This window comes from Mixta hanseatica (assembly GCF_023517775.1).
In the GTDB taxonomy this organism is placed as follows: domain Bacteria; phylum Pseudomonadota; class Gammaproteobacteria; order Enterobacterales; family Enterobacteriaceae; genus Mixta; species Mixta hanseatica.
The window spans coordinates 3,291,477-3,311,711 of the sequence record NZ_CP082904.1 but is presented as its reverse complement, the minus strand read 5'-3'; the positions used below and the strand labels follow the sequence as shown (position 1 = coordinate 3,311,711).

Sequence of the window (20,235 nt, the reverse complement as noted above, 5' to 3'; positions counted from 1 at the left end):
CCATGGATATAAGATCCAAAGAGCAGAGCATTATCTGTCTGGGCGAACTGATGATTGATTTTGTCTGTATCGATATTGCTCAGGGATTGGTTGAGGGGAAGAAATTCCTCAAAAAAGCGGGCGGCGCGCCGGCAAATGTCGCCGTCACCATTGCCCGGCTGGGCGGCCACGCCCGGCTGGCCGCGCAGGTAGGAGACGATCCCTTCGGCGAGTTTCTTATCCAGACGCTGCGTCGCGAATCGCTGGATACCTCATTAATTGTGCGCGATCCTCACGCGCCAACCACGCTGGCTTTTGTCGGCATTCAGCATGACGGCGAACGTGATTTTGTGTTCTGCCGCGGGGCCGATGGCTTTCTGACGCAGCAGAGCCTGCCCGTGGACTTTCTGCACGACAGCAAAATCGTACACCTGGGCGCGGCCACCGGCTTACTGGGCGGCGAACTGCATCAAACTTACCTCGCTGTCGCGCAACGTGCTAAAGAGCAGGGCAAAATGCTTTCCTTTGACCCCAACTTCCGCAGCGGCCTGTGGGGCGGCAATGAGGCTGAATTTATCCGCCGCTGTGAGCCGTTGCTGGCAATAGCCGACGTGATAAAAATGAGCGAAGAAGAGCTGATGTTGATCACCGGCCTCGCCGATTTAGCAGCGGGTTGTCGCTATTTACATGACCGGGGAGCAACCCTCGTTAACGTGACGCTCGGCAGCCGCGGCACTTGGGCCAGCCATCGGGATGGCGGACAAGAGCGGGTACCTTCCATAGCGGTTAAGTCAGTGGATTCGACGGGCGCCGGAGACGCCTTTATCGGCGCGCTGCTGTTACGTTTTACGCAGCGGGATAGATCACCAATAAGCTATAACGATTTCGTTATGGACGTCGCGTGGGCCAACAAAGTTGGAGCATTAACCTGTACGCGCTTTGGCGCTATCGATGCGATTCCAACGCTGGCTGAACTGACAGAATAAAGCCTTGCAGGAAAGTTAACTCAACTACGACAAGGCCCGCGCAATGCGGGCCTTGTTAATATCAGAAAAAGTATTTAAACCGCAAGCGACCGCCGTAGCGGGCGTCTTCATGCTTGTCGCCCTGTGCCGGATTCGCTTCGATCCAGGAAGCGTAAGCTCCGAGGTAGATATTGAAATTCTTCATATCCATGATATTTGGAAGCAGCCAGGAAGCGTGAAGCGTGTGGATATCGTAATCACCCACGTTAGCGATCCAGCAGTTATCGTCACAGATGGCGGCGTAATTGGCGGCGCTAAACTTATCAATTTTGTTATGCGCATAGATATAGCCCAGCTCAAAACGGTGCCACAGTGAATTTATGCCTGCGGTGAAATCTTTCTCATCTGAAGCATCCATATAGGCCACGCTCAGATTGGTTATGACGCCATCGTCAGGATCGGTTTTTTGCCCGTTCCAGGCCATCGTCCAGCCATATCCGGTACGGTCTGACTGATCGACCCAGTTGCTGCTATTCGCGTAATAACCGTAGGCGTTATTTACGATGTTCTTTTCCATCGCCACTGCGGTAGAGAATTGGCCGCTGCTCCAGGCAATCACCGGACGCAGGTAGGCGACATTTTTTTTGTTCTCCAGCGTGTTGCCGTGATAACCCGCATCCTGGAACAGGGTGCTTCCGTTTTCCAGCAGGCTATTCAGCTCAAAATACCAGTTATCCAGCGTTTTGCTGAGCAGAAAATTGCCGCCGCTGCGGCTGCGGCCGCGTCCCTCTTTCATCATGTAGATATAGCCGTAGCCATCGCTGTAGAGATCGTTGGCGGTATTGCCGGAATATTCAATAAAGGTATCCTGGTTAAGAGGGAACATATCGTATGCTTCGAAACGTCCTACTTTTACCCTCCAGTCATCCTCGCGGCCAAAGAAGAATACCGCATCATCGACATCCATTTTTCCGGTCATATAGGCAAGCGGCTGCGCGGAAAAACCCGCAAAGTGGCCGTTATCGGTTCTGCGCGTGCCATCAAACCCCAGCAGAATACGACCATTGATATCCCAACGTTCTTTATGGCCCCTGGCCCCGTTTTTCGACGTGGTTTTTACTGATGTCAGGCTGCCGGTGCTGCTGGCGGCATCCATATTAAATTCAACGTCGCCATAAAGTTTGAGATCGCTATTGCCTGAAAGCATCAGCTTCACCGGCTCGGTAGCGGATGTGACCGGTTTGGCAGAGTCGACTTTTAGCGTCGGCATGCTTTGCGAGCTGACGAACTGTTGTTGTTTCAGCGCCTGAATCTCAGTTTCGGCCTCTTTTGCTCGTCGTTCAGCACTAATTAATCGCTGTTCCAGTTGGATAAGACGCTGGTTGATGTCAACGGAAGTATAATTTTGCGCTGCTATCAGGCCAGAGGAAAACAGCGTGCTGATAGCCAGCGCCACATATTTTATTTTCATTGTTTTATCCCTGCATTGAAAACGCAAAAAGGGGGCAGATGCCCCCGCTTTTGATTGGAGCTTGAGAACTAAGGGGGTTATATGCTCGGCGTTGGCGTGGCTCTGAAGGCGTTTACCCTCTTATCTACCACCACCTGGGCGTCGCTTCCCGAATCTAAAATTGTGTTGTGCAGCGCTTCCTTTTCTACCTGTACCATGGTGACGTTAAGCGGTTTCAAGGTATCAACGGTCAGTAACGCGTGTACCTGGGTATCAAAGCACGATTGCTTCGCTGTGGCCTGGGCTTCTGCAGCTTCGGTTGTGGCGACAATATGGTTATCGGAGAGATAATTTCCGCTGCCGGAAACCAGACGTATGACCACCGGCTTAGCGCCAGACGGCTTAATATATTGGGCCTCTATGGTTTCCGAAATATGGTTGGCAATAATAGAGTTATTATTACCGCTGATATACAGCAGTCCATATAAATCATCTAAACCATTATCATATTTCTGCATCGGACCCCAGGGCTCACGTTCGCGAAAGAAATGATTGGCGGAAACCAGATTTTCTGCGCAGTTATTTCCCAGAACCAGCATGCCTGGATAAAACGAGTGGAGCCTGTTACTGGTAACCGTGGAACGCACCACGCCGGAAAAATGAACGCTGCTGGACCCACGCGGGAAAACATTATTCGCTGCCACTAACAGGCCGCCAAAGTTTTCAGCATAAATGGAATAGCCGTTATAACCGGCGCCGATCAGGTTATCAGTGATTTTCGATGCCTGCCCTGAACCTCGCAGCTCTATGCAATTACCGCATTCGGCGATAAAGTTATTATGTACTGACAGCGCATCTGCGCTATAGATCACCACGCCATGTTCTAAGTAGACCATCCCCATGCCGGTAATACGGAATGAGTCCTGTGCGCTGGCGATATAAATACCGGTTTTGCCGTTGACATAGCTATTTTCCGCATCGCTATCGCCGACAAAATGTAAGCCGTCAATGCAGAAGTCAGCAAACTCGACGGAACTGATACGTGGATTACCCTCTCGCTTCACGTAGAATGCGGCTGCGCTATGTTCCTCATCGCCCGCCTGCGGAGTAAGCTCGACCAGGATACGGCTGCCACCCGGCCACACTTCATGCCAGTTTGCCCATTCATTCTGCGGTGTATTAAAGCGAATGCTTGAAGAGGTGAAGCCGTGGCCGGAACCCATAATTTTAAGATAGCTGATATCGATAACCACCTGCGTAGTTAAGTGGTAGTCACCCGGCGGAATATAAATTACCGCGCCTGGTTTTCCGCCTTCGTTGCTATCGGTTTGCGTTTGTCGGCTTTTTATATCGGCAATAATGCTATTAATCACTTCACCAATATCTTGATACGCATTGCCGATATGCCACGCGGTTACATCATAATAATTTTCATCAGACATTAATAAACGCTCCTTTAAAAATAGTGTGCAGTTGAGCTGCAGCCTGTTAATACAGGCCGCGCTTCTTGTGACTTGATAAATTAATGCATCGATTGAGATGCAGGAATATCATGACACTCCTGTGATGTCATATTTCTGTTTTCCAAACCACGTTTTGCCAGGTCGACTTTAATTTTCTCCAGAAAGGTATTATTGAGCTTGAAATAGCGGGCAATAAACGCGCTGATAAAATAGCTCACCATCGGCATGAGCGAGAACATGATAATAATGCCCTCAATGGTTTGCGGATTCTGCTCCGGCTTATTTGCGATATAGCCAGTCCAGGAGAGCACCCAGGCGACAATAGCCCCGGCGACTGCCAACCCCATTTTCAGCATAAACAGGTTGCCCGCGAAGGAGATGCCGGTCAGGCGTTTGCCGAATTTCCAGTCGCCGTAGTCATCAACATCGGACATCATGGCCCATAGGATCGGACCCGACTGAATTAAGTGTAGGATATTAATGATAATAAACAGCGTTAACAGCGGCGTTAGCGAAGCCGGGTCCACAAACCACAGCGCGAACGAGAGGATACCGAGGATCACGTTGATAATGCGAAACAGTTTCACTTTATCAAAGCGGTCGGTAAGCGGTTTAGCTATGACGCTGCCCAGCATGTTACAGGCGACGCCCAGCGCCATAAAAAAGGTAATAAACCCGACGGAGGCCTGCATCACATAGCTGGCGTAATAGATGGTGACCGCCCCACGAATAAAGGCCGGGAAGACGTTAAGAAAGGTGATAGTGATCATCAGCAGCCATTGATCATTTTTAACGATGTCTTTCAGATCGCGCCTTAATGAGTCGTTTTCCTTCACGGCAACCACGCGTTCTTTAATACTGGAGAAGCAGAACAGGAACATAAAGGTAGCGGCAGTGCCCATGATGATCATCGTCATCTGAAAACCGGGGGCACGGTTGCCGTTCCCCAGCCAGTCGGTTAACGGCAGGATGGTTGAAGAGACGATCAGCGTCGCCAGCCCGTTAAGGAAAAAGCGCCATGACAGGCATCCCATACGTTCTTTCTGATTCAGCGTAATCACGCCGGCTACCGAGCAATAGGGAATATTTATTGCCGTATAGATCAGTGACATAATCAGATAGGTTACCCAGGCATAAACGATTTTTCCGTTCATGCTCAGATCGGGCGTAGTGAACATGGCGATCGCCCCCAGGCCGAACGGCAGAGCCATCCACAGCAGCCACGGACGAAATTTACCCCAGCGGCTTTTAGTGCGATCGCACACCGCGCCCATTACCGGATCGCTAAACGCATCAAAGATACGAATAACTAAAAATAACGTACCGACGATGCCGGGATCCAGGCCGTAAACATCAGTGTAAAACCACGTCAGGTACAGTGCCAGTACGCTCCAGATCATGCAGGAGCCGGCATCGCCCATGCCATAGCCTACCTTTTCTTTCAGGCTTAGCTTTTCATAAGCGCTTTGCTTTTTTATTGCGCTATCAGACATAGATCCCTCACTTATTGCGCGATCATCAGTACAAAGCATGAACCGTTACGGCCGATGCTAATGAAGTAAAAAGAGGATGATGTATTCCACTATGCCCGGCGTTACGCGAAACTCACGATGGGGCAAGGTTACTGTTTTTGTTACATCGTTATTTTGTTCCATGGTGATGTGTTGTTCTGACTGTGATGTAATTATATGTGGCAGAGGCGATTAAATTTGTAATCCATGTCACATGTAGTTTTGTTACATGAAAGCATGAATTTGATTCTCAATTTTATCTGTAGGGAAAGAGATAAGATTAATCTGTATATAACCGCGAGGATGTAAGGATTCGCCATTGTAAAATGGGCCCATAGTGAGGTATTTATTTCCGTATGTTGAGGGCTTTTTTTTGGCGATTTTAATTTTTATATTAATTTTCGGAAGAACGAAGTTGTAAGTGTTTTTTAGTGGTAATTAACATTGCCACGAAGAATAAATATATGCGCGGTAATATTCTTACTCCTTCACAGATTAAAATGCTTTTTAGAGCACCTACCGGGGCTTAACAGAGCTCTCAATGAGGTAAAGGATAACGAAAGCCTGGTTTGCCAGACGCAACGCCTTATGGCGTCAGGTTTTATGCTCGGTTAAGACGAAAAAAAGCCCTCACAAGGTGAGGGCCTCTTCCCACTTGCCGGGTGGTAGGAGCACCTGGCATGTTCAATGGAAACCCCAGTCTACTCCTGTATTTTTTTTAAGCAACGGCAGTCGCTATAAAGTCAACGCGTTAATAAATAAGCGCACAATCTGCCCCTTACGGTGGGTTATGTTGAGCCTGCATTACCGGTAGCGCTTATGGCTGGAGCGGATAATGCGCCATGATGTGACAACGCCATCAACCTTCTGATGGTCGCCTCTGGCTCTTCACCTGTGCGAACAGGTCATTAAGCGACTCACTCATGGTGGGGTGGGTGAAGATCTGATCCCGCAGCACCGTGTAGGGCAAGCCCGCATCCATTACCGTTTTCACTATATTAATCACCTCATGAGAATCTGCCGCCAGTAATGCCACACCGAGGATCTGCTGGGTGTGATTATCCACCACCGCCTTGAGCATACCGCGCGTATCGTTTATGACTCGCGCACGCGGAATCGCTGTTACGGGCAGGGAAACCACCTGGATGTTCCTGCCCTGTTCACGAGCCTGCGCTTCTGTTAAACCAATGCGCGACAGCGTGGGCGTCATAAATACTGAATAAGGAATATTAATGCGATCGTCTGTGGTACGCCTACCTTTACCCAGTAGCTGGTCGTATACGATGCGAAAATCATCAAGCGAGATGTAGGTAAACTGGGGTCCGCCGGTGACATCGCCCAGCGCCCAGATGTGATCTACTGAAGTTTTCAGCTGATTATCGACGCGGATGGCACCGCGCGCATCTGTTGCCACGCCGGCATTTTCTAGTTTCAGCGCCTGAGTGGCCGGACGGCGTCCGGTTGCCACCAGCAGCACATCCACCTGGCGATCGCCCTGAGCGGTGTGCAGCGTAACGCTGTCGCTGCCGCTGGTAACAGACTGCACTGTGGTATTTAGCTCAATCTTTACGCCCTGTTCCTGCAGGATAGTCCTTATCGCCGCGCTGATATCGGCATCTTCCCGCGCCAGAAATTGCGGCGCAGTATCAAATAATGTGACGTCGCTGCCGAAGCTGGCAAACATGGAGGCGAACTCGACGCCAATATAGCCACCGCCGAGAATGCCCAGTCGTTTTGGCAAGCTGGATAAATTCAACATGCCGCTACTGTCAACAATGCGGGGTCCGGCGCTTAGGCCATTGATCTGAGGAAATATAGCTTCGGCGCCAGTATTGATGAAAATGCGGTCTGCGCTAAGCTGACTGGTCCCTTGCTCTGCGATGATTTTCAACGTGTGCGCATCAATAAATTCCGCATGACCATCAATCACTTCAACCTGTTCAAGGTTCGCCAGGTTTAGATAGTTTTTTTCACGCAGGAGTTCGACCACTGAAGCTTTGCGTTGCATCGCTTCACTGAAATCGGTTGCGGTTTGCGCATCATGCACCAGCGCCTTGGTGGGAATACAACCAATGTTAATGCAGGTACCGCCGTACATGGCTTTAGATTTTTCAATGATCGCTACACGCCAGCCGGCACGCCCCAGTGCGGCCGCCAACGTTTTTCCTGCTTTACCAAATCCGATAATCGCTGCCTGATAATGGTTCATGATGTTCTCCGCTGTGAAAGGCTGTAAAAATAGTCATCGCCATCAGCTTACGATTGACGGCGGCACGCTTTTACGCCGTAACGCTGGCTTTTTTGTCTTTGCGTCTGAATCCCTGGAGGTGAGGAATGGAAAACAGAGGACGAGTATGGATCCACTAAGTCATTTGCTGTTGCTGCATAATCCACAGGGCAGCATCGACAAAAACTGCGTACTGAGCGGAGAATGGCAGTTGCCGCACCGTGCGGGCCATCTGTGTGCGGTGCGCTGGCATATGGTGGCGGGCGGCCCGGTGATGCTGGATATGCCCGGCACGGCCAAAGTCGAGCTGCCTTCGGGGAGCGTGGTGTTTTTGCCGCAGAATAACGCGCATCGTATTTATCAGCAGCATGCGCAGCCAACGCAACTGGTATGCGGGTTGCTGCAGTTACCCGCATCGGCACATGCTTTTCTCACGGCCCTGCCGGAAATATTGATGCTGACGCCGACCATTGAAAGCCCGGAAGCGCGCTGGCTGGCCGCCACACTGCCTTTACTTACCCAGAGTAATACCGTAAGTGCACCGGGTGATGAAGCGTTGCGCAGCCATCAAATCAGCGCAATGTTTACCCTGGCCGTTCGCAACGGGCTCTCCGTTACGTTGCAGAATAAAAGCCTGCTGACGCTGGCGCTGCATCCGCGGATCGGTGCGTTGGTTGCGCAACTGTGCGCGGAGCCCGACCGGCAATGGACCGTGGCAGAGATGGCGCAGAGCGTCTTCATGTCGCGCGCTTCCTTCGCGCAACTGTTCCGTCAGCTGAGCGCAACCACACCGCTTGCAGCGCTAACCTCGATTCGTTTGCAACTGGCCGCGCAGCAGCTGGAACGCGAACCCGTACCGGTGATTAACATTGCGCTGGCCGTGGGTTATGCCAGCGAGTCATCGTTTCATAAAGCTTTTATGCGGGAGTTCGGCTGCACACCGGGTGAGTATCGTCGACGGGTAGAAGTACTGGCGAAGGACGATACAGCAAGATTTCGGGCATAAGTCTGTCCGCAGGAGAGAGGTAAGTTCCACCGCATCGTGCGGTGTGTTATCCGTTGCAAAAGCCCATCAGTGTAACTAGCAGAACGCTAACCTTATCGCCGCCCTGTCCGCCATTTCGTTTGGCAGCTTTGCTCAAAGTATTACCGCAACGGGTTCAACGCTGGATGAAGCTGAATCACAAATTGCCCAGCAGGCGAAAAAATCTGGCGCCGCTTATAAGATCACTGAAAGCTATGCGGGCAATCAGGTCCACATGACGGCAAAACTAATTAAATAAATTTTAATTTCGCCAGAAAAGGCCATTTACGCAATGGCCTTTTCTATTTTTATCTCTTTTACACTTCATACATTCACCCCAATAAAAAACGTCTGTTCAGCCATGACGTACCTGCCAGGCTCCGCCGTTACTTTTCCTCTGATGAACCTATTCCACGCTGATTTTCACTGCCGGAGTGAAAGTGCTGATGTGCTTCCCCTGTTTTTCTACCTGCGCTGACCACGTAGTCTTCTCTTAACGAATCGGCGGTGCCGGCTGGTTTACGCATGTTAAGGAAAGTAAAAATGAATAGATTAAACACCATTAAAACCGCCATTGCAGTGGCCGTTGCGCTGGCTGCAGGCGGTATCAGTACCAGTACGCTGGCCGCGCCTGCCAGCCATACAACGCTGAGCCAGCTGGCTCAGGATCGCAGCATCGGTCATCCGGAAGTTGTGGTTACCTTTACCGGCGCCATGCCTACCGGCGTAACCGTGGCGGAAAACGGTCGAATTTTTGTGAATTTTCCACGCTGGGGTGACGATGTCCCTTTTACGGTTGGTGAAGTGAAGGGCGATCGCGTGGTGCCCTGGCCGGATGCCGAAGTTAATCATGCAGATAACGCCCATCCGGCTACTCATTTGCTTAGCGTGCAGAGCGTGGTTGCAGATGGTCAGGGCCGCGTGTGGATACTGGACACGGCCGCCCCAGGATTCTCCCGGCCTGTTACGGGCGGAGCCAAGCTTGTCGCGGTAAACCTGCAAACTAACCGTATTGAGAAAACCCTTGTTTTCCCGGCGAGCGTGATTAGGCCTGCTACGTACGTCAATGATATGCGCTTTGATTTCCGCATCGGTAAGGCAGGCGTAGCCTATGTGACTGACTCATCGCTGTCAGGTACCGGGGCTATCATCGTCATTGATCTCGACAGCGGAAAAGCAGTACGCAGGCTGGAAGGGGATCGTTCGACCTCACCGGAGCCTGGATTCTCACCTGTCGTTGAAGGGGAGACGCTGCTGCAGCGCCACGCCGACGGCACCACCGCGCCGTTCAGCGTAGCGTCTGACGGTATCGCGCTTTCTCCCGATGGTAAAACGCTTTATTACAGTCCGTTATCTGGCCGGCATCTGTATTCTGTTTCGACCAATCTTTTACGCGACCCGGACATTTCTGAGTCACAGCTTTCCGCTGCTGTGAAAGATTTAGGTGAGAAGGGCGCATCTGACGGACTGGAAAGCGATGCTGCGGGTGCTGTCTATGCGGGCGACTATGAGCGCAATGCCATCCGTAAGCTCCCCGTTGGCGGACAATGGTCTACTGTTGCCCACGGTCCGGAAATACTCTGGCCGGATACGCTGTCGGTCGGGCCAGATGGATATCTTTACTTTACGACTAACCAGCTAAACCGTCAGCCCGGGTTTCACGGTGGTAAAGACCTGCGCCACCAGCCCTATGCGCTCTTGCGAGTAAAAATAAACGCAGCACCTGCCCCCACCCGCTAAGTCATAACTGGGGGGCTTCAGCCCCCACTAACAAGGAGCAGAGATGTTTTTTAAAATTTATGACGTGGAGAACAGCCATATTGACTTCCAGGGCGTGGTCGATGGTCTTTATTATCCGTTTTATATGGAGTGGACCCGTCACGCCTATATGAAAGAGGCGCTGGGCCTGGATCTGGAAGAAGAGTTCAGGTGTAACCATCCCGCATAAGGCTGTCATTCAGTTTTAAACCTCTTCCTGCAAACAGGGAGTTGCACTGCGATGATTTTCCCGCGCATCAGTTGTTTGTCTGCTGTACGGGAAGTTTGATGTTAATCAAATAACTTACCAGGAGCTCTAAAAAAAAACGCGCATCTGCCGATGTACTGACAGGGTGTGTCAGGTCGTTATATATAATTCGCGTTAGACAAACAGACTGGTAGGAGCTTATGGCTGATTCAGCAAGGAGTCGCTCAGCAGAACGTTTAGTGGATATTCTGAGGGAGTTACAAACCTATGGTGTGGTTAGTCGCCATCGGTTGATGAAAAAATTTAATATCACTGAAAGGACAGCTTACCGCGATCTAAACATGCTTTCCTCGTTCGTTGAGGGCTGTGGTGGTGGGGAGTATCGACTAATTTCGTCATTAGCTCAGACGAATAGTCATGAGGCTCTGCATAACCCACTGGCTAAGCTGCTGGATGCCGACGCGGTGTTTCCCGACAGAGATGAGACCTTCTGGAGCTGCCTGGAAAAACGGGTGGCAGAACAGCATATTAGAGTTCAGTTAAACAGCCCTGAATATTCGGTAAGAAATGTTTTGCGAAAACACTTTAATTTATTAGAGAAAGCGATTCAGAAAAAAAACGTTTGTCATATTTTATATAAAAACAAAACGCGCGCTGTTCATCCTTACAAGCTGATTAACCAGAAAAATATTTGGTACTTGCAGGCAACAGAGGACGAGAAATTAAAGTCATTCTCGTTAAGAAAAATTCATTGGCTGGATATAAAGAAAGAACACTTTGTGGTTGATAAGTCCATTCTTTCATTAATTGATGAGCATTGCGATCCTTGGGTAAGCGAAGAGACATTTGAGGTTCGGGTGCGTATTAACCACAGCATTGCTGGCTATTTCAGCAGACGTGATTTGCTGCCCCAGCAAGAATTATTTTGTGAAGGGGACGATGGAGTGACGTTGCTCTGCCAGGCCGCGCACCAGAATCAAATTATTCCATTAATTTTATTCTGGTTACCCAATATTGAAATCCTGGAACCAGAATGGTTAAAAACAAGCGTCATCAACATGCTGCATAACTATATCGCTGGCGATTGCAACTCAGTTCCTGTTACGGAATGAGATGGATAGCTGGTAACAACAACTTATTGCACAGGAGATAATCATCTATGGCATTACCTTTCATTATTCTGGGCGTCGCGGCAGCGGCAACGGCATTTGGTGGCAAAAAAGCGTATGACGGCTACCAAAAAAAATCGGAAGCTGACGACGTATTGGATCGCGCGCAGCGTCGCTTTAATAAACATAAAGAGAGTTTTGAGGCGGCCAACAAGAAAACGTCGAAAAAGCTGGCAGAATTGGGCGAAGTGGAGCTGAAAATCGGTCAAAATTTCAATGAGTTTAACACGATCGCTGTTGATCTTCTTGATCGTATGGCAAAGGATGGGCATAAGGATCTCAAGCTGACGGTACCAAAGCACAGCATTAATAAAATTCAGAGCTTGGCTATTTCTGCGACGGAATACCTGACTACGGTAGTCGGCGCTGGCATTTCTGGTGCCGCAGCTGGCTTTGCCGTATACAGCGGTGTGATGGCTTTTGCGGCCGCCTCTACTGGTACGCCTATTGCAGCACTGTCCGGTGCGGCGGCTTATAACGCTACAATGGCGGCGATTGGCGGCGGTTCTCTGGCAGCAGGCGGCTGGGGGATGGCTGGCGGCGCGATGGTGCTCGGCGGTGCGGTAGTGGCTCCGCTGATTGCGATTGCGGGTTGGGCCTACGATAACCATGCGGAAAAAGCACTCAACAACGCCTATCAAAGTTCCCGTGAAGTGACCGCGGCGGTAGAGAAAATGAATGCGGCTGAAGCGCATCTGACGAAGGTGCAGCAGTATATAAACAGCATTTATGACTCGATCACCCGTATGCATGCCGTCTTTGTTCAGCACTACTTTGAGCCGCTGAAAGCGATGCACGCGGTCATCGTCGAACGTCATCAAAAAAATATCACCACTGAGATTGATGAGTCGGAAGAGATCATGATGCTTATCGACCTGTAGTGGTCAACTAAAACTGGCCACCGATTTAGAGTTTTTCCAGTATCGCTTTTCCGATTCGTTTGGGGGCAACCCACCGTTATAATCATGCGGCCTTAGCGAGCTGTAATACCCGACGATATAGTCTGTGATCGCATGAGCAGCTTCGCTAAAGTTTATATAACCTGTCACTGGCACCCACTCGTTTTTCAGACTCCGGAAGAAGCGTTCCATCGGGCTGTTGTCCCAACAGTTTCCACGTCGGCTCATACTTTGCCTGATCCGGCAACGCCACAGTAGTTGCCGGAACTGCCTGCTTGTATAGTGGCTACCCTGGTCACTGTGGAACATCACTCCGGCTGGTTTACCGCGAGCTTCCCACGCCATTTCCAGCGCTTTGATGGTCAGCTTGCTGTCCGGTGAGAATGACATTGCCCAACCTACCGGTTTCCTTGCGAACAGATCGAGAACAACAGCAAGGTAAGCCCAACGCTTGCCTGTCCAGATATACGTCACATCGCCGCACCACACCTGATTCGGTTCTGTCACTGCGAACTGTCGCTCAAGGCGATTCGGGATAACGATGTGTTCAGGACCACCACGTTTATATCGGTGGGTAGGCTGCTGACAACTCACCAGACCCAGTTCTTTCATGAGCCTTCCGGCAAGCCAGCGTCCCATTTTGAAGCCTCTCAGGGTTGCCATAATCGCGATACTTCTTGCGCCAGCAGAACCATGGCTGATGTTATGCAGCTCCAGAACCTGACTGCGTAACACAGCTCGCCTGCCGTCTGGCTTTTCGGGGCTTTTTTCCCAGTATTTGTAGCTGCTGCGATGAACCCCGAACACGTGGCAAAGTGTGACCACAGGATACTGCGCTCTGAGTTTCCCGATTAACGAGAACTGTTCAGGGAGTCTGACATCAAGAGCGCGGTAGCCTTTTTTAATATGTCGTTTTCCATTTCAATGCGTTGTAGCTTTTTCTTCAGCTCACGTATTTCAATCTGTTCCGGGGTTACAGGGGAAGCTTTAGGTATTTTGCCCTGTCGTTCATCCCGCAACTGCTTTACCCATCGCGTCATGGTAGAAAGACCCACATCCATAGCACTGGCCGCAGCTGCAACGGTGTAGTTCTGATCAAGGACCAGTTGAGCGGATTCGCGTTTAAACTCTGCGCTGAAATTTCTTTTTTTCATTGAGGCACCTGTAATGTTCTGAGGTGAGCATATCACCTCTGTTCAGGTGGCCAAATTCAGTAAACCACTACACTGGAGGATAAGCACGGCGGCGATGTGAATACCATTCACAATGTACGTCAGGGGGTGTATGCCACTGATGCCGAGCGTCAACGCTATGAGCAGCGCGAAGCGTATGATTCACATCATTACCACAGTCACAAAAACTACAAAGCCACCAACCGGGAAGGAAAAAAGGCGCATGAAGCCGGTACGCTAACTGATACCTATACTGGTAAACATTTTGCGGCCAACGATAAAAAGAATCTCGACCACATTATTTCTGCCCATGAGATTCACAACGATCCCGGACGCGTTCTTGCCGAGTGTAATGGTGCCGATCTGGCTAATGACTCATCAAATCTTACTTTCACGAACGAGTCGCTGAATAAGGCCAAGAAGGCAAAAACAATGGAAGCCTTCGTGCAAACACTGCAAGAACAGCATGCCGCCACGACGCAGGAAATTGCCCGATTACGCAGCCAGCCAGCGCTCTCCGAGCAAGAACAGAAGCAGCTGAATAAGCTGGAAAATAAAGCTGCCGCCGATTTTAAACGCATGAAAGAAGCCGATAAGCAGGCGCGGGCAAAATACAACGGCACTATCAACCAAGAATATTACACCAGCAGCAAGTTTGCGATGAATGTCGCCAGCGCCACGCTGAACAATGCCTTCCGCATGGGAACACGACAAATGCTTGGGCTGATTTTGGCGGAAACCTGGTTTGAATTCCGTGAACGTATTCCAGTGATGTACGAGAAACATCATCGTGCATTTAATGCCGGAGATTTTCTTCAGGATGCTACTGAAGCATTACGCGCCGTCTGGCTACGCGTGCAGTTTAAATTTAGTACCTTCCTGACTTCTTTTAAAGACGGTGCGATTGGCGGCATGCTGTCCAGCATTACCACTACGCTCTTTAATCTCTTCTTTACCACTAAGAAAATGATGGTGAAGCTGATTCGCGAGATGTGGAACAACCTGGTTCAGGCCTTCAAATTGATGATCTTTAATCCAGAGGGTTTAGCGCCGGGGCAGTTAGCGAAAGCAGTCAGTAAGCTGGTGGCCGCTGGGGTGGCTGTCGCAGCGGGTGTGGTGATTAACGAAGCATTAGCAAAAATTCTCGTCTTTCCCTTTGGCCCGGAATTGGCCGCTTTTTGCAGTGCGCTGGCGACCGGTATTCTGACGCTGGTAATGAATTATTTTCTCGAACACAGCGCGTTGATGAAAAAGGTCTGGGCGTTTCTGGATACCTTTAAAGATAAGTACCAAAAAGCGCTTGAGTACTATCAACAGGTTAATGCAGAACTCGATCATTACCTACTGAAGCTTTCGGCGCTGGAGTTCGCGATAGATACTTCAGAGCTGGCGCGCTTTACCCTGCATCTGAACGTAATAAATAATGAAATTAAGCGCGGCTTGTTGCTGCGAGACGAGGTCGAGCGCCGGAATATCGCGTTGCCGTTTGAGGCCGGGAATACCCGCTCCGTGCGTAGTTGGTTAAGCAAGCTATGACGCTCACGCCAGAATTTCCCTGCAACCAGTGCGGAGCCTGCTGCCGTCACGTCGATCGCGCCAGTGAAACACAGTTCCTTGATCGAGGTGATGGTATTTGTCGGCACTATCAGATGGAGACAAAGCTGTGCGCAGTTTATGAAACGCGTCCGCTGATTTGCCAGGTTGAGAAGCAGTATCAGCTTAACTACCAGCAGCATTATAGCTGGCAGGAGTTTATTACGCTAAATCGCGAGGCGTGTCTGATTCTTGAAAAGCTTTAAAGCGAAAGAGGAAGGACAATTAATAGAAAATAACAATTTTCCACTGGTTGAGCGGCTACCTTTTAGTTGATATGTAAATAGACCCGTTTTAGTTCCATGCACTTTTGGAGATACCGACCTTGTGATGTTGTAGGCGGTATTCCTCCGGTGTCATATTGTTCAGTGATTCATGCGGGCGTTCACTGTTATATTCTGACAACCATTTTTCCGTGATTTCCCGCACTTCATTCAGCGTTCTGAACAGATAAAAATCGAGCATTTCTGTACGGTATGTCCGGTTAAAGCGCTCAATGAAAGCGTTCTGCGTCGGCTTACCCGGCTGGATAAACTCCAGTTTTACTGCATGTTTCTCAGCCCATTAAGCCAGTGCCAGAGAGATAAATTCCGGACCATTATCCATGCGCAGCATGACCGGATAGCCACGGTTTGCCGCGATCCTGTCGAGTACACGGACCACTCGCAGAGCTGGCAGATTCAGATCGATTTCAATCGACAACGCCTCACGGTTAAAGTCATCAACGACATTGAACGTGCGAAAACGACGGCCACAGACCAGTGCATCATGCATAAAATCAGCAGACCAGCTCTGGTTCAGCGCTTCCGGCGTGGCCAGTGGCGAAGGATTACGCAACGGCAACCGTTGTTTGCCCTTACGACGAAAATTCAGCTTCAGCAGACAGTAAATACGGTGGAGCCTTTTGTGATTCCACGGGTACCCCTGCCGTCGCAGAACCTGAAAAAGTTTCGGAAAACCGTATCGTGGGTATCGCCCGGCCACTACCTGCAACGCGACAATAACGGGTTCGTCACGTGTGGTATCCGGGCGGTAATGGTAAACCGTTCTGCTCAGGTTCATCTGTTTGAGACGTCGGTGCTCGTCCTCAAGATCCTTGATCTTTTTAATATCAGTAGCCTCCATGCCACCGTATCTGGACTTCCAGTTGTCCCAGGTGGCTTCAGAAATACCGGCCTCCCGGCAGACATCTCTAACAGTTCGTCCGGCTTCAACCGACTTAATCACAGCGATGTTCTGATGCTCAGTAAAACGAGCTTTACGCATAGCGATCTCCTTCGTTGGCAGATTGATTATGCCGGATGATCTCTAAATATGAATGGCACGATTATGCGGGATACTTACATATGCTGCATGAAATCGCATGTCCTCTCAGAGGGTATTTACCGTCCGCCCCGCCAGTAATGGCGGGCTTTTTCGTATGTCATGCAGGTGCATAAAAACCACTGCATAAAGCGGGCAGGCGTGGCGGGGCTACGAGCGCACGCCAGCAGGCTTAGTGATTCCTTTCTGGGCCGTAGGCAATACCTTGAGACGACGTACCAGAATAGTACGCATTACCCTTGCTTCAGCGTCAAACGCGTTGCTATGGTTACCGCTGGGCTTAATTCGAGGGATTGAGAGTGGATACTACAGAGCAACTTGGCGGAACTTACTTCTATGGCGGATTGACTAATTTGTCAGCCGGTGAGCTTTTCTTCTGGATCATGATTGATGTTACTGCTGAACATTTCACTGGTGCGAAAGATGTTATTGGCGCCGCAGCAGTTTATGTAGGACAGAATAACGTGCCGGTAAGAGGGAAGTTTAGAGGAGCCACGCCGGATACTTCCCACGCTTCTAAACTAGCGCGTAAAATGCTTAAGCAGACACAACTTCCCTTCCGGGTACCAACACTGGTGGGCGGCCCTATGAAAGTTAAGGTAAGAATGACAAATAAGCTTGCTGCCATTGCTGGGCGTGCTGTGCCGGTCTTGGGATGGGTCATACTGGCGAGCGATATAGCCTTAATTGGCTGGGAAGCTACCAATCGTTACAATCGCATCGTGAGCCCGGAGGATAAGATATGGTGAGCAGTAGCGATGAAATTGGAAAGGCAGTTTTTGAGCTTGTGGAGAAGTACAACGGCAGAAGTTTACTGACGTTTCGCCGCTATCAACTGAAACCGCAAACCGATCTGAATGGCGATTTCAGGATGTTGCCAGAGGATGCCTATGAACTTATGGAATCTTATGTTGATATGTTCAATATAGACCCACAGGAGATCGAATTCAGCAGGTATTTTCCTTTGAATGAAGGAGAGCCGCATACGCCACTGACAATAGCTTTACTGATTGAATCAGCCAAGGCAGGTCGCTGGCTTGATGCATGAAAAACGCCTGCTTGTGCAGGCGCCGGGATAAACACTCTTTTTCCGTTTCCAGGTTGTATGGAGCAAAGTGGATCACTTCTTCACCCAGCCAGCGGTTCAATTCTTCCAGTCGCTTCTGCAGAGGAATAAGTTCATTCCTCACAAAAACCCGGCTGGCCTTCTCTACGTCGCCAAATCCAGTAAACCACTACAGCGCCTAAAAGGTTCGGATTTAATTAGTTGGCATCAGACTTCGCGGGACAAATTGAGGACACAAAAAAGCCCGCAGGGCTTACGCCATGCGGGCTTCCAGGACTTTTACGGATGGCTCTGGAACCATCTTTGCTGGCGGAATCTGAATTTTAAAGATAACCTCATGTTTTTATATAATTTATTTGAGTTCAACTTTGGTTGATATACCTAAGCGTATACCAATGCCGTTTCGTCTGTGCTCTTTCAACAGGTTAATAGTTAGCGACCATGCATCGATAGTTGCACAGGTTGCCGTTCACTATAGCAGGTTGAAGTTATCAAAGATGGTGACGTGATGCTTTGGTATGAAAGAGAAATTGTTAAACTAATTCTTTGAGGATTCTTAGAAAAAAAAAGATTTTACGGAAAAGTGTTCACCCTGTTCACCTTTGATTTTAATTCTTTATTATCAGTGAGTTGATTGGTGATTACTCAAGTGGGCACTATTCACCACTCTTCACCCTGAGTGAACACTATTCACCTTTAGGCGTAAGGAATCCGACTCTGGCCGGTTTGGTTTTGTCATTTAGCGCATACATCGCAGTGCAACCTGGCTACGTCAATTAAACTGCAAAATTTTTTGTTACGTCCATTCTTATTACTAAGCAGCCTTCTACTGGCTATTTATACAGCCATGAGTGAAAAACGGACAAGTAATCTATTAAATATTTAGCTATTATTCTTCATCCCGTGCTTGCAGGAATGCCGAATAATTCTTAACCAAGGCTGTCGATCTCAGGCGTGCTTGTGTTTCCGAAAGCTGATATTTATGCCATTCATCAAGACTATCTGGTTGTAGCTTACGAACACCGCTTTGAAAGAAAGCAAAGGCCTTCTTTTCTAGTGAAGATGACAAGCTAATAAAGTCTTGCCGAATTAATTCGCCCAAACCTAAAAACTTATCTGAGGGAACGCTATCAAGGTACATATGCAATGTTACAAAGTAGTCTTGAACAAAATTAATTTCCTTTTTTGCATCATTAGAGAGCCAAGTGGTGCCGGTAAGGCCCAACTGTGTAAAGTGAGTAAGCCAGTCCTCAAAAACGTTGCGGGAAGTCATAATTTGGGGGGCGCGTCGAGCTTCTCCAGACGTGGATTCGCCGCCTAAAGCAATCATAACGCGTAATTTAATCGCAAGAGAAATTACGTTTTCGTGTGACACAATACGTCTATCTAGTAGCTTCCCAGAAATAGTGAGATTGAATTCTCTTTTTTTTAATATTAAAGCACTACAGAACGATAGTATACCCCCTCCCAGCGCACCAACCAATGCGAAAAGAGCACTAGCATTAGCTGTTAAAAACTTTCCCAATTCATAGTCCATCTTTATTTTCTCTCAAAAATTAAAAAGCCCACATGAAAATCTTTTATCGGCTTGTTATAATTTAGATTCATATTATTAGAATAATTGCAATAGAATCCAGACTATTGATCAGTTGCCCGTATTATATCTTATCTTGCCAAAGCTAATTTTTATTACGAGCAGGAAATTGGCCCAATACGCAATTTTCCGGTTAGTTTGAGTAGAGGATAAAATGAAGTTATACGTCAAGCTACTAAGCCGCTCGTGATGTCTAGGTTATTTAGTCTACTATCTTTGAGTGGTTAACCAAAGATCAATATACCTGATGACCTCAATTATTTGAAGGTCATCAACTGAACCATGCCCTTCTTCTTCAACGGCTTTATCATATAGATAAGCATTGAACTCATTAAATCCTGCCCATATCTTGTTACCACTATCTGCCGCAATATTCTCTGTTACAACAAACCAATCACGAACAACTATTATAGCTTTGGAAGGTTCATTATCATGGTTTTTGATGTCTGAACCTGATAGGTCAGATAATGCCTTTTGAAAACGATAACGTTCCTTTTCCAGAATTAGTAACTGTTTCTTTGACCACTTATTTCCTTTTAAGATCTTAGAGCCATAATCAATTCCTAATTCGAAAGGCATGTTCATCCTAAAATGTTCATCTTTCTCAGATGAAATTATTCTTGAAAGATCATGTATCCCAAATTTTGATTCTAAAATGATTTCAACAATTTTTGAAATTCTTGACTCAGAAGAATCAGCTCTTTCAAGTGAAAGACGCGGGATATACCCGAGATATTTAATTGTAAATACGATTGAAAGTAGTGTTTGCCTATAATCATCATCAAATGGGCAATTTACAAAGACGTTTTTTTCAAAGTTATCCATTTTATTTAA

The 20,235-nt window shown here is 48.7% G+C and carries 16 protein-coding genes and 4 pseudogenes; 11 read left to right on the top strand and 9 right to left on the bottom strand.

Translation table 11 applies throughout. The features are described from left to right. Positions 1 to 2 precede the first annotated feature (2 nt). Positions 3 to 965, top strand: a complete 963-nt coding sequence (locus tag K6958_RS15785; RefSeq protein WP_249892003.1) for a carbohydrate kinase family protein — start codon at positions 3 to 5, stop codon at positions 963 to 965. Positions 966 to 1,026: 61 nt separating this feature from the next. Here the strand turns inward: K6958_RS15785 and K6958_RS15780 are convergent, their stop codons facing one another. From K6958_RS15780 to rclA, 4 genes are all read right to left on the bottom strand, one after another. Continuing rightward, positions 1,027 to 2,415 (bottom strand): carbohydrate porin, encoded by a 1,389-nt coding sequence (locus K6958_RS15780; protein WP_249892002.1) that lies wholly within the window; start codon positions 2,413 to 2,415, stop codon positions 1,027 to 1,029. A gap of 77 nt (positions 2,416 to 2,492) precedes the next feature. Continuing rightward, complete coding sequence (locus tag K6958_RS15775) at positions 2,493 to 3,836, bottom strand: NosD domain-containing protein (RefSeq protein WP_249892001.1); 1,344 nt, start codon at positions 3,834 to 3,836, stop codon at positions 2,493 to 2,495. A gap of 80 nt (positions 3,837 to 3,916) precedes the next feature. Beyond that, positions 3,917 to 5,350, bottom strand: a complete 1,434-nt coding sequence (locus K6958_RS15770) for a glycoside-pentoside-hexuronide (GPH):cation symporter (protein WP_249892000.1) — start codon at positions 5,348 to 5,350, stop codon at positions 3,917 to 3,919. Positions 5,351 to 6,227: 877 nt separating this feature from the next. Further along, positions 6,228 to 7,577 (bottom strand): reactive chlorine resistance oxidoreductase RclA, encoded by a 1,350-nt coding sequence (rclA, locus tag K6958_RS15765; protein ID WP_249891999.1) that lies wholly within the window; start codon positions 7,575 to 7,577, stop codon positions 6,228 to 6,230. Between the two features lie 145 nt (positions 7,578 to 7,722). Here rclA and K6958_RS15760 point away from each other — a divergent pair, with 145 nt between their 5' ends. The 6 genes and pseudogenes from K6958_RS15760 to K6958_RS15735 form a co-directional block, all read left to right on the top strand. Next, on the top strand, positions 7,723 to 8,601 hold the full coding sequence (locus K6958_RS15760) for a helix-turn-helix domain-containing protein (RefSeq protein WP_249891998.1): 879 nt from the start codon (positions 7,723 to 7,725) through the stop codon (positions 8,599 to 8,601). Between the two features lie 94 nt (positions 8,602 to 8,695). Further along, positions 8,696 to 8,878, top strand: a complete 183-nt coding sequence (locus K6958_RS15755) for a YdgH/BhsA/McbA-like domain containing protein (protein ID WP_249894710.1) — start codon at positions 8,696 to 8,698, stop codon at positions 8,876 to 8,878. Between the two features lie 284 nt (positions 8,879 to 9,162). Continuing rightward, positions 9,163 to 10,359, top strand: coding sequence for an L-dopachrome tautomerase-related protein (locus tag K6958_RS15750; RefSeq protein ID WP_249891997.1), 1,197 nt, complete (start codon positions 9,163 to 9,165; stop codon positions 10,357 to 10,359). A gap of 43 nt (positions 10,360 to 10,402) precedes the next feature. Continuing rightward, a pseudogene (locus K6958_RS15745) lies at positions 10,403 to 10,549 on the top strand (acyl-CoA thioesterase); the annotation flags it as partial. 236 nt (positions 10,550 to 10,785) lie between these two features. Next, entirely contained in the window at positions 10,786 to 11,697 is a 912-nt protein-coding gene (locus tag K6958_RS15740; RefSeq protein ID WP_249891996.1) for a helix-turn-helix transcriptional regulator, read from the top strand. Between the two features lie 47 nt (positions 11,698 to 11,744). Beyond that, positions 11,745 to 12,629: pseudogene (locus K6958_RS15735) on the top strand (chemotaxis protein); the annotation flags it as partial. 9 nt (positions 12,630 to 12,638) lie between these two features. Here the strand turns inward: K6958_RS15735 and K6958_RS15730 are convergent. Then, positions 12,639 to 13,807, bottom strand: a protein-coding gene (locus K6958_RS15730; RefSeq protein WP_249891801.1) for an IS3 family transposase whose coding sequence is annotated in 2 segments (ribosomal slippage) — positions 12,639 to 13,558 and positions 13,558 to 13,807 — 1,170 coding nt in all. Because the reading frame shifts where the segments join, the coding sequence is not laid out codon by codon here. Positions 13,808 to 13,903: 96 nt separating this feature from the next. On the opposite strand from K6958_RS15730, the gene K6958_RS15725 reads away from it, so the two are divergent. Next, positions 13,904 to 15,361 carry a cobalamin adenosyltransferase gene (locus K6958_RS15725; RefSeq protein WP_249891995.1) on the top strand — a complete coding sequence of 486 codons (1,458 nt, stop codon included), beginning with the start codon at positions 13,904 to 13,906 and terminating at the stop codon, positions 15,359 to 15,361. Beyond that, positions 15,358 to 15,624: a YkgJ family cysteine cluster protein gene (locus K6958_RS15720; protein WP_249891994.1), complete on the top strand. Its 267-nt coding sequence runs from the start codon at positions 15,358 to 15,360 to the stop codon at positions 15,622 to 15,624. The genes K6958_RS15725 and K6958_RS15720 overlap by 4 nt, the downstream gene beginning before the upstream one ends. Positions 15,625 to 15,712: 88 nt before the next feature. Here K6958_RS15720 and K6958_RS15715 read toward each other — a convergent pair. Next, positions 15,713 to 16,684: pseudogene (locus K6958_RS15715) on the bottom strand (IS3 family transposase). Between the two features lie 356 nt (positions 16,685 to 17,040). Here K6958_RS15715 and K6958_RS15710 point away from each other — a divergent pair. Next, entirely contained in the window at positions 17,041 to 17,490 is a 450-nt protein-coding gene (locus K6958_RS15710; protein ID WP_249891993.1) for an STM2901 family protein, read from the top strand. Next, the gene (locus tag K6958_RS15705; RefSeq protein ID WP_249891992.1) at positions 17,484 to 17,789 is read left to right on the top strand and encodes a DUF1493 family protein; all 306 of its coding nucleotides are present in this window, start codon (positions 17,484 to 17,486) and stop codon (positions 17,787 to 17,789) included. The genes K6958_RS15710 and K6958_RS15705 overlap by 7 nt, the downstream gene beginning before the upstream one ends. 34 nt (positions 17,790 to 17,823) lie before the next feature. On the opposite strand, the pseudogene K6958_RS15700 reads toward K6958_RS15705, so the two are convergent. The 3 genes and pseudogenes from K6958_RS15700 to K6958_RS15690 form a co-directional block, all read right to left on the bottom strand. After that, positions 17,824 to 17,967: pseudogene (locus tag K6958_RS15700) on the bottom strand (phage portal protein); the annotation flags it as partial. A 729-nt stretch (positions 17,968 to 18,696) separates the two neighbouring features. Then, positions 18,697 to 19,344 carry a hypothetical protein gene (locus tag K6958_RS15695; RefSeq protein ID WP_249891991.1) on the bottom strand — a complete coding sequence of 216 codons (648 nt, stop codon included), beginning with the start codon at positions 19,342 to 19,344 and terminating at the stop codon, positions 18,697 to 18,699. A 267-nt stretch (positions 19,345 to 19,611) separates the two neighbouring features. Further along, the gene (locus K6958_RS15690; protein ID WP_249891990.1) at positions 19,612 to 20,226 is read right to left on the bottom strand and encodes a hypothetical protein; all 615 of its coding nucleotides are present in this window, start codon (positions 20,224 to 20,226) and stop codon (positions 19,612 to 19,614) included. Between the last annotated feature and the right edge of the window lie 9 nt (positions 20,227 to 20,235).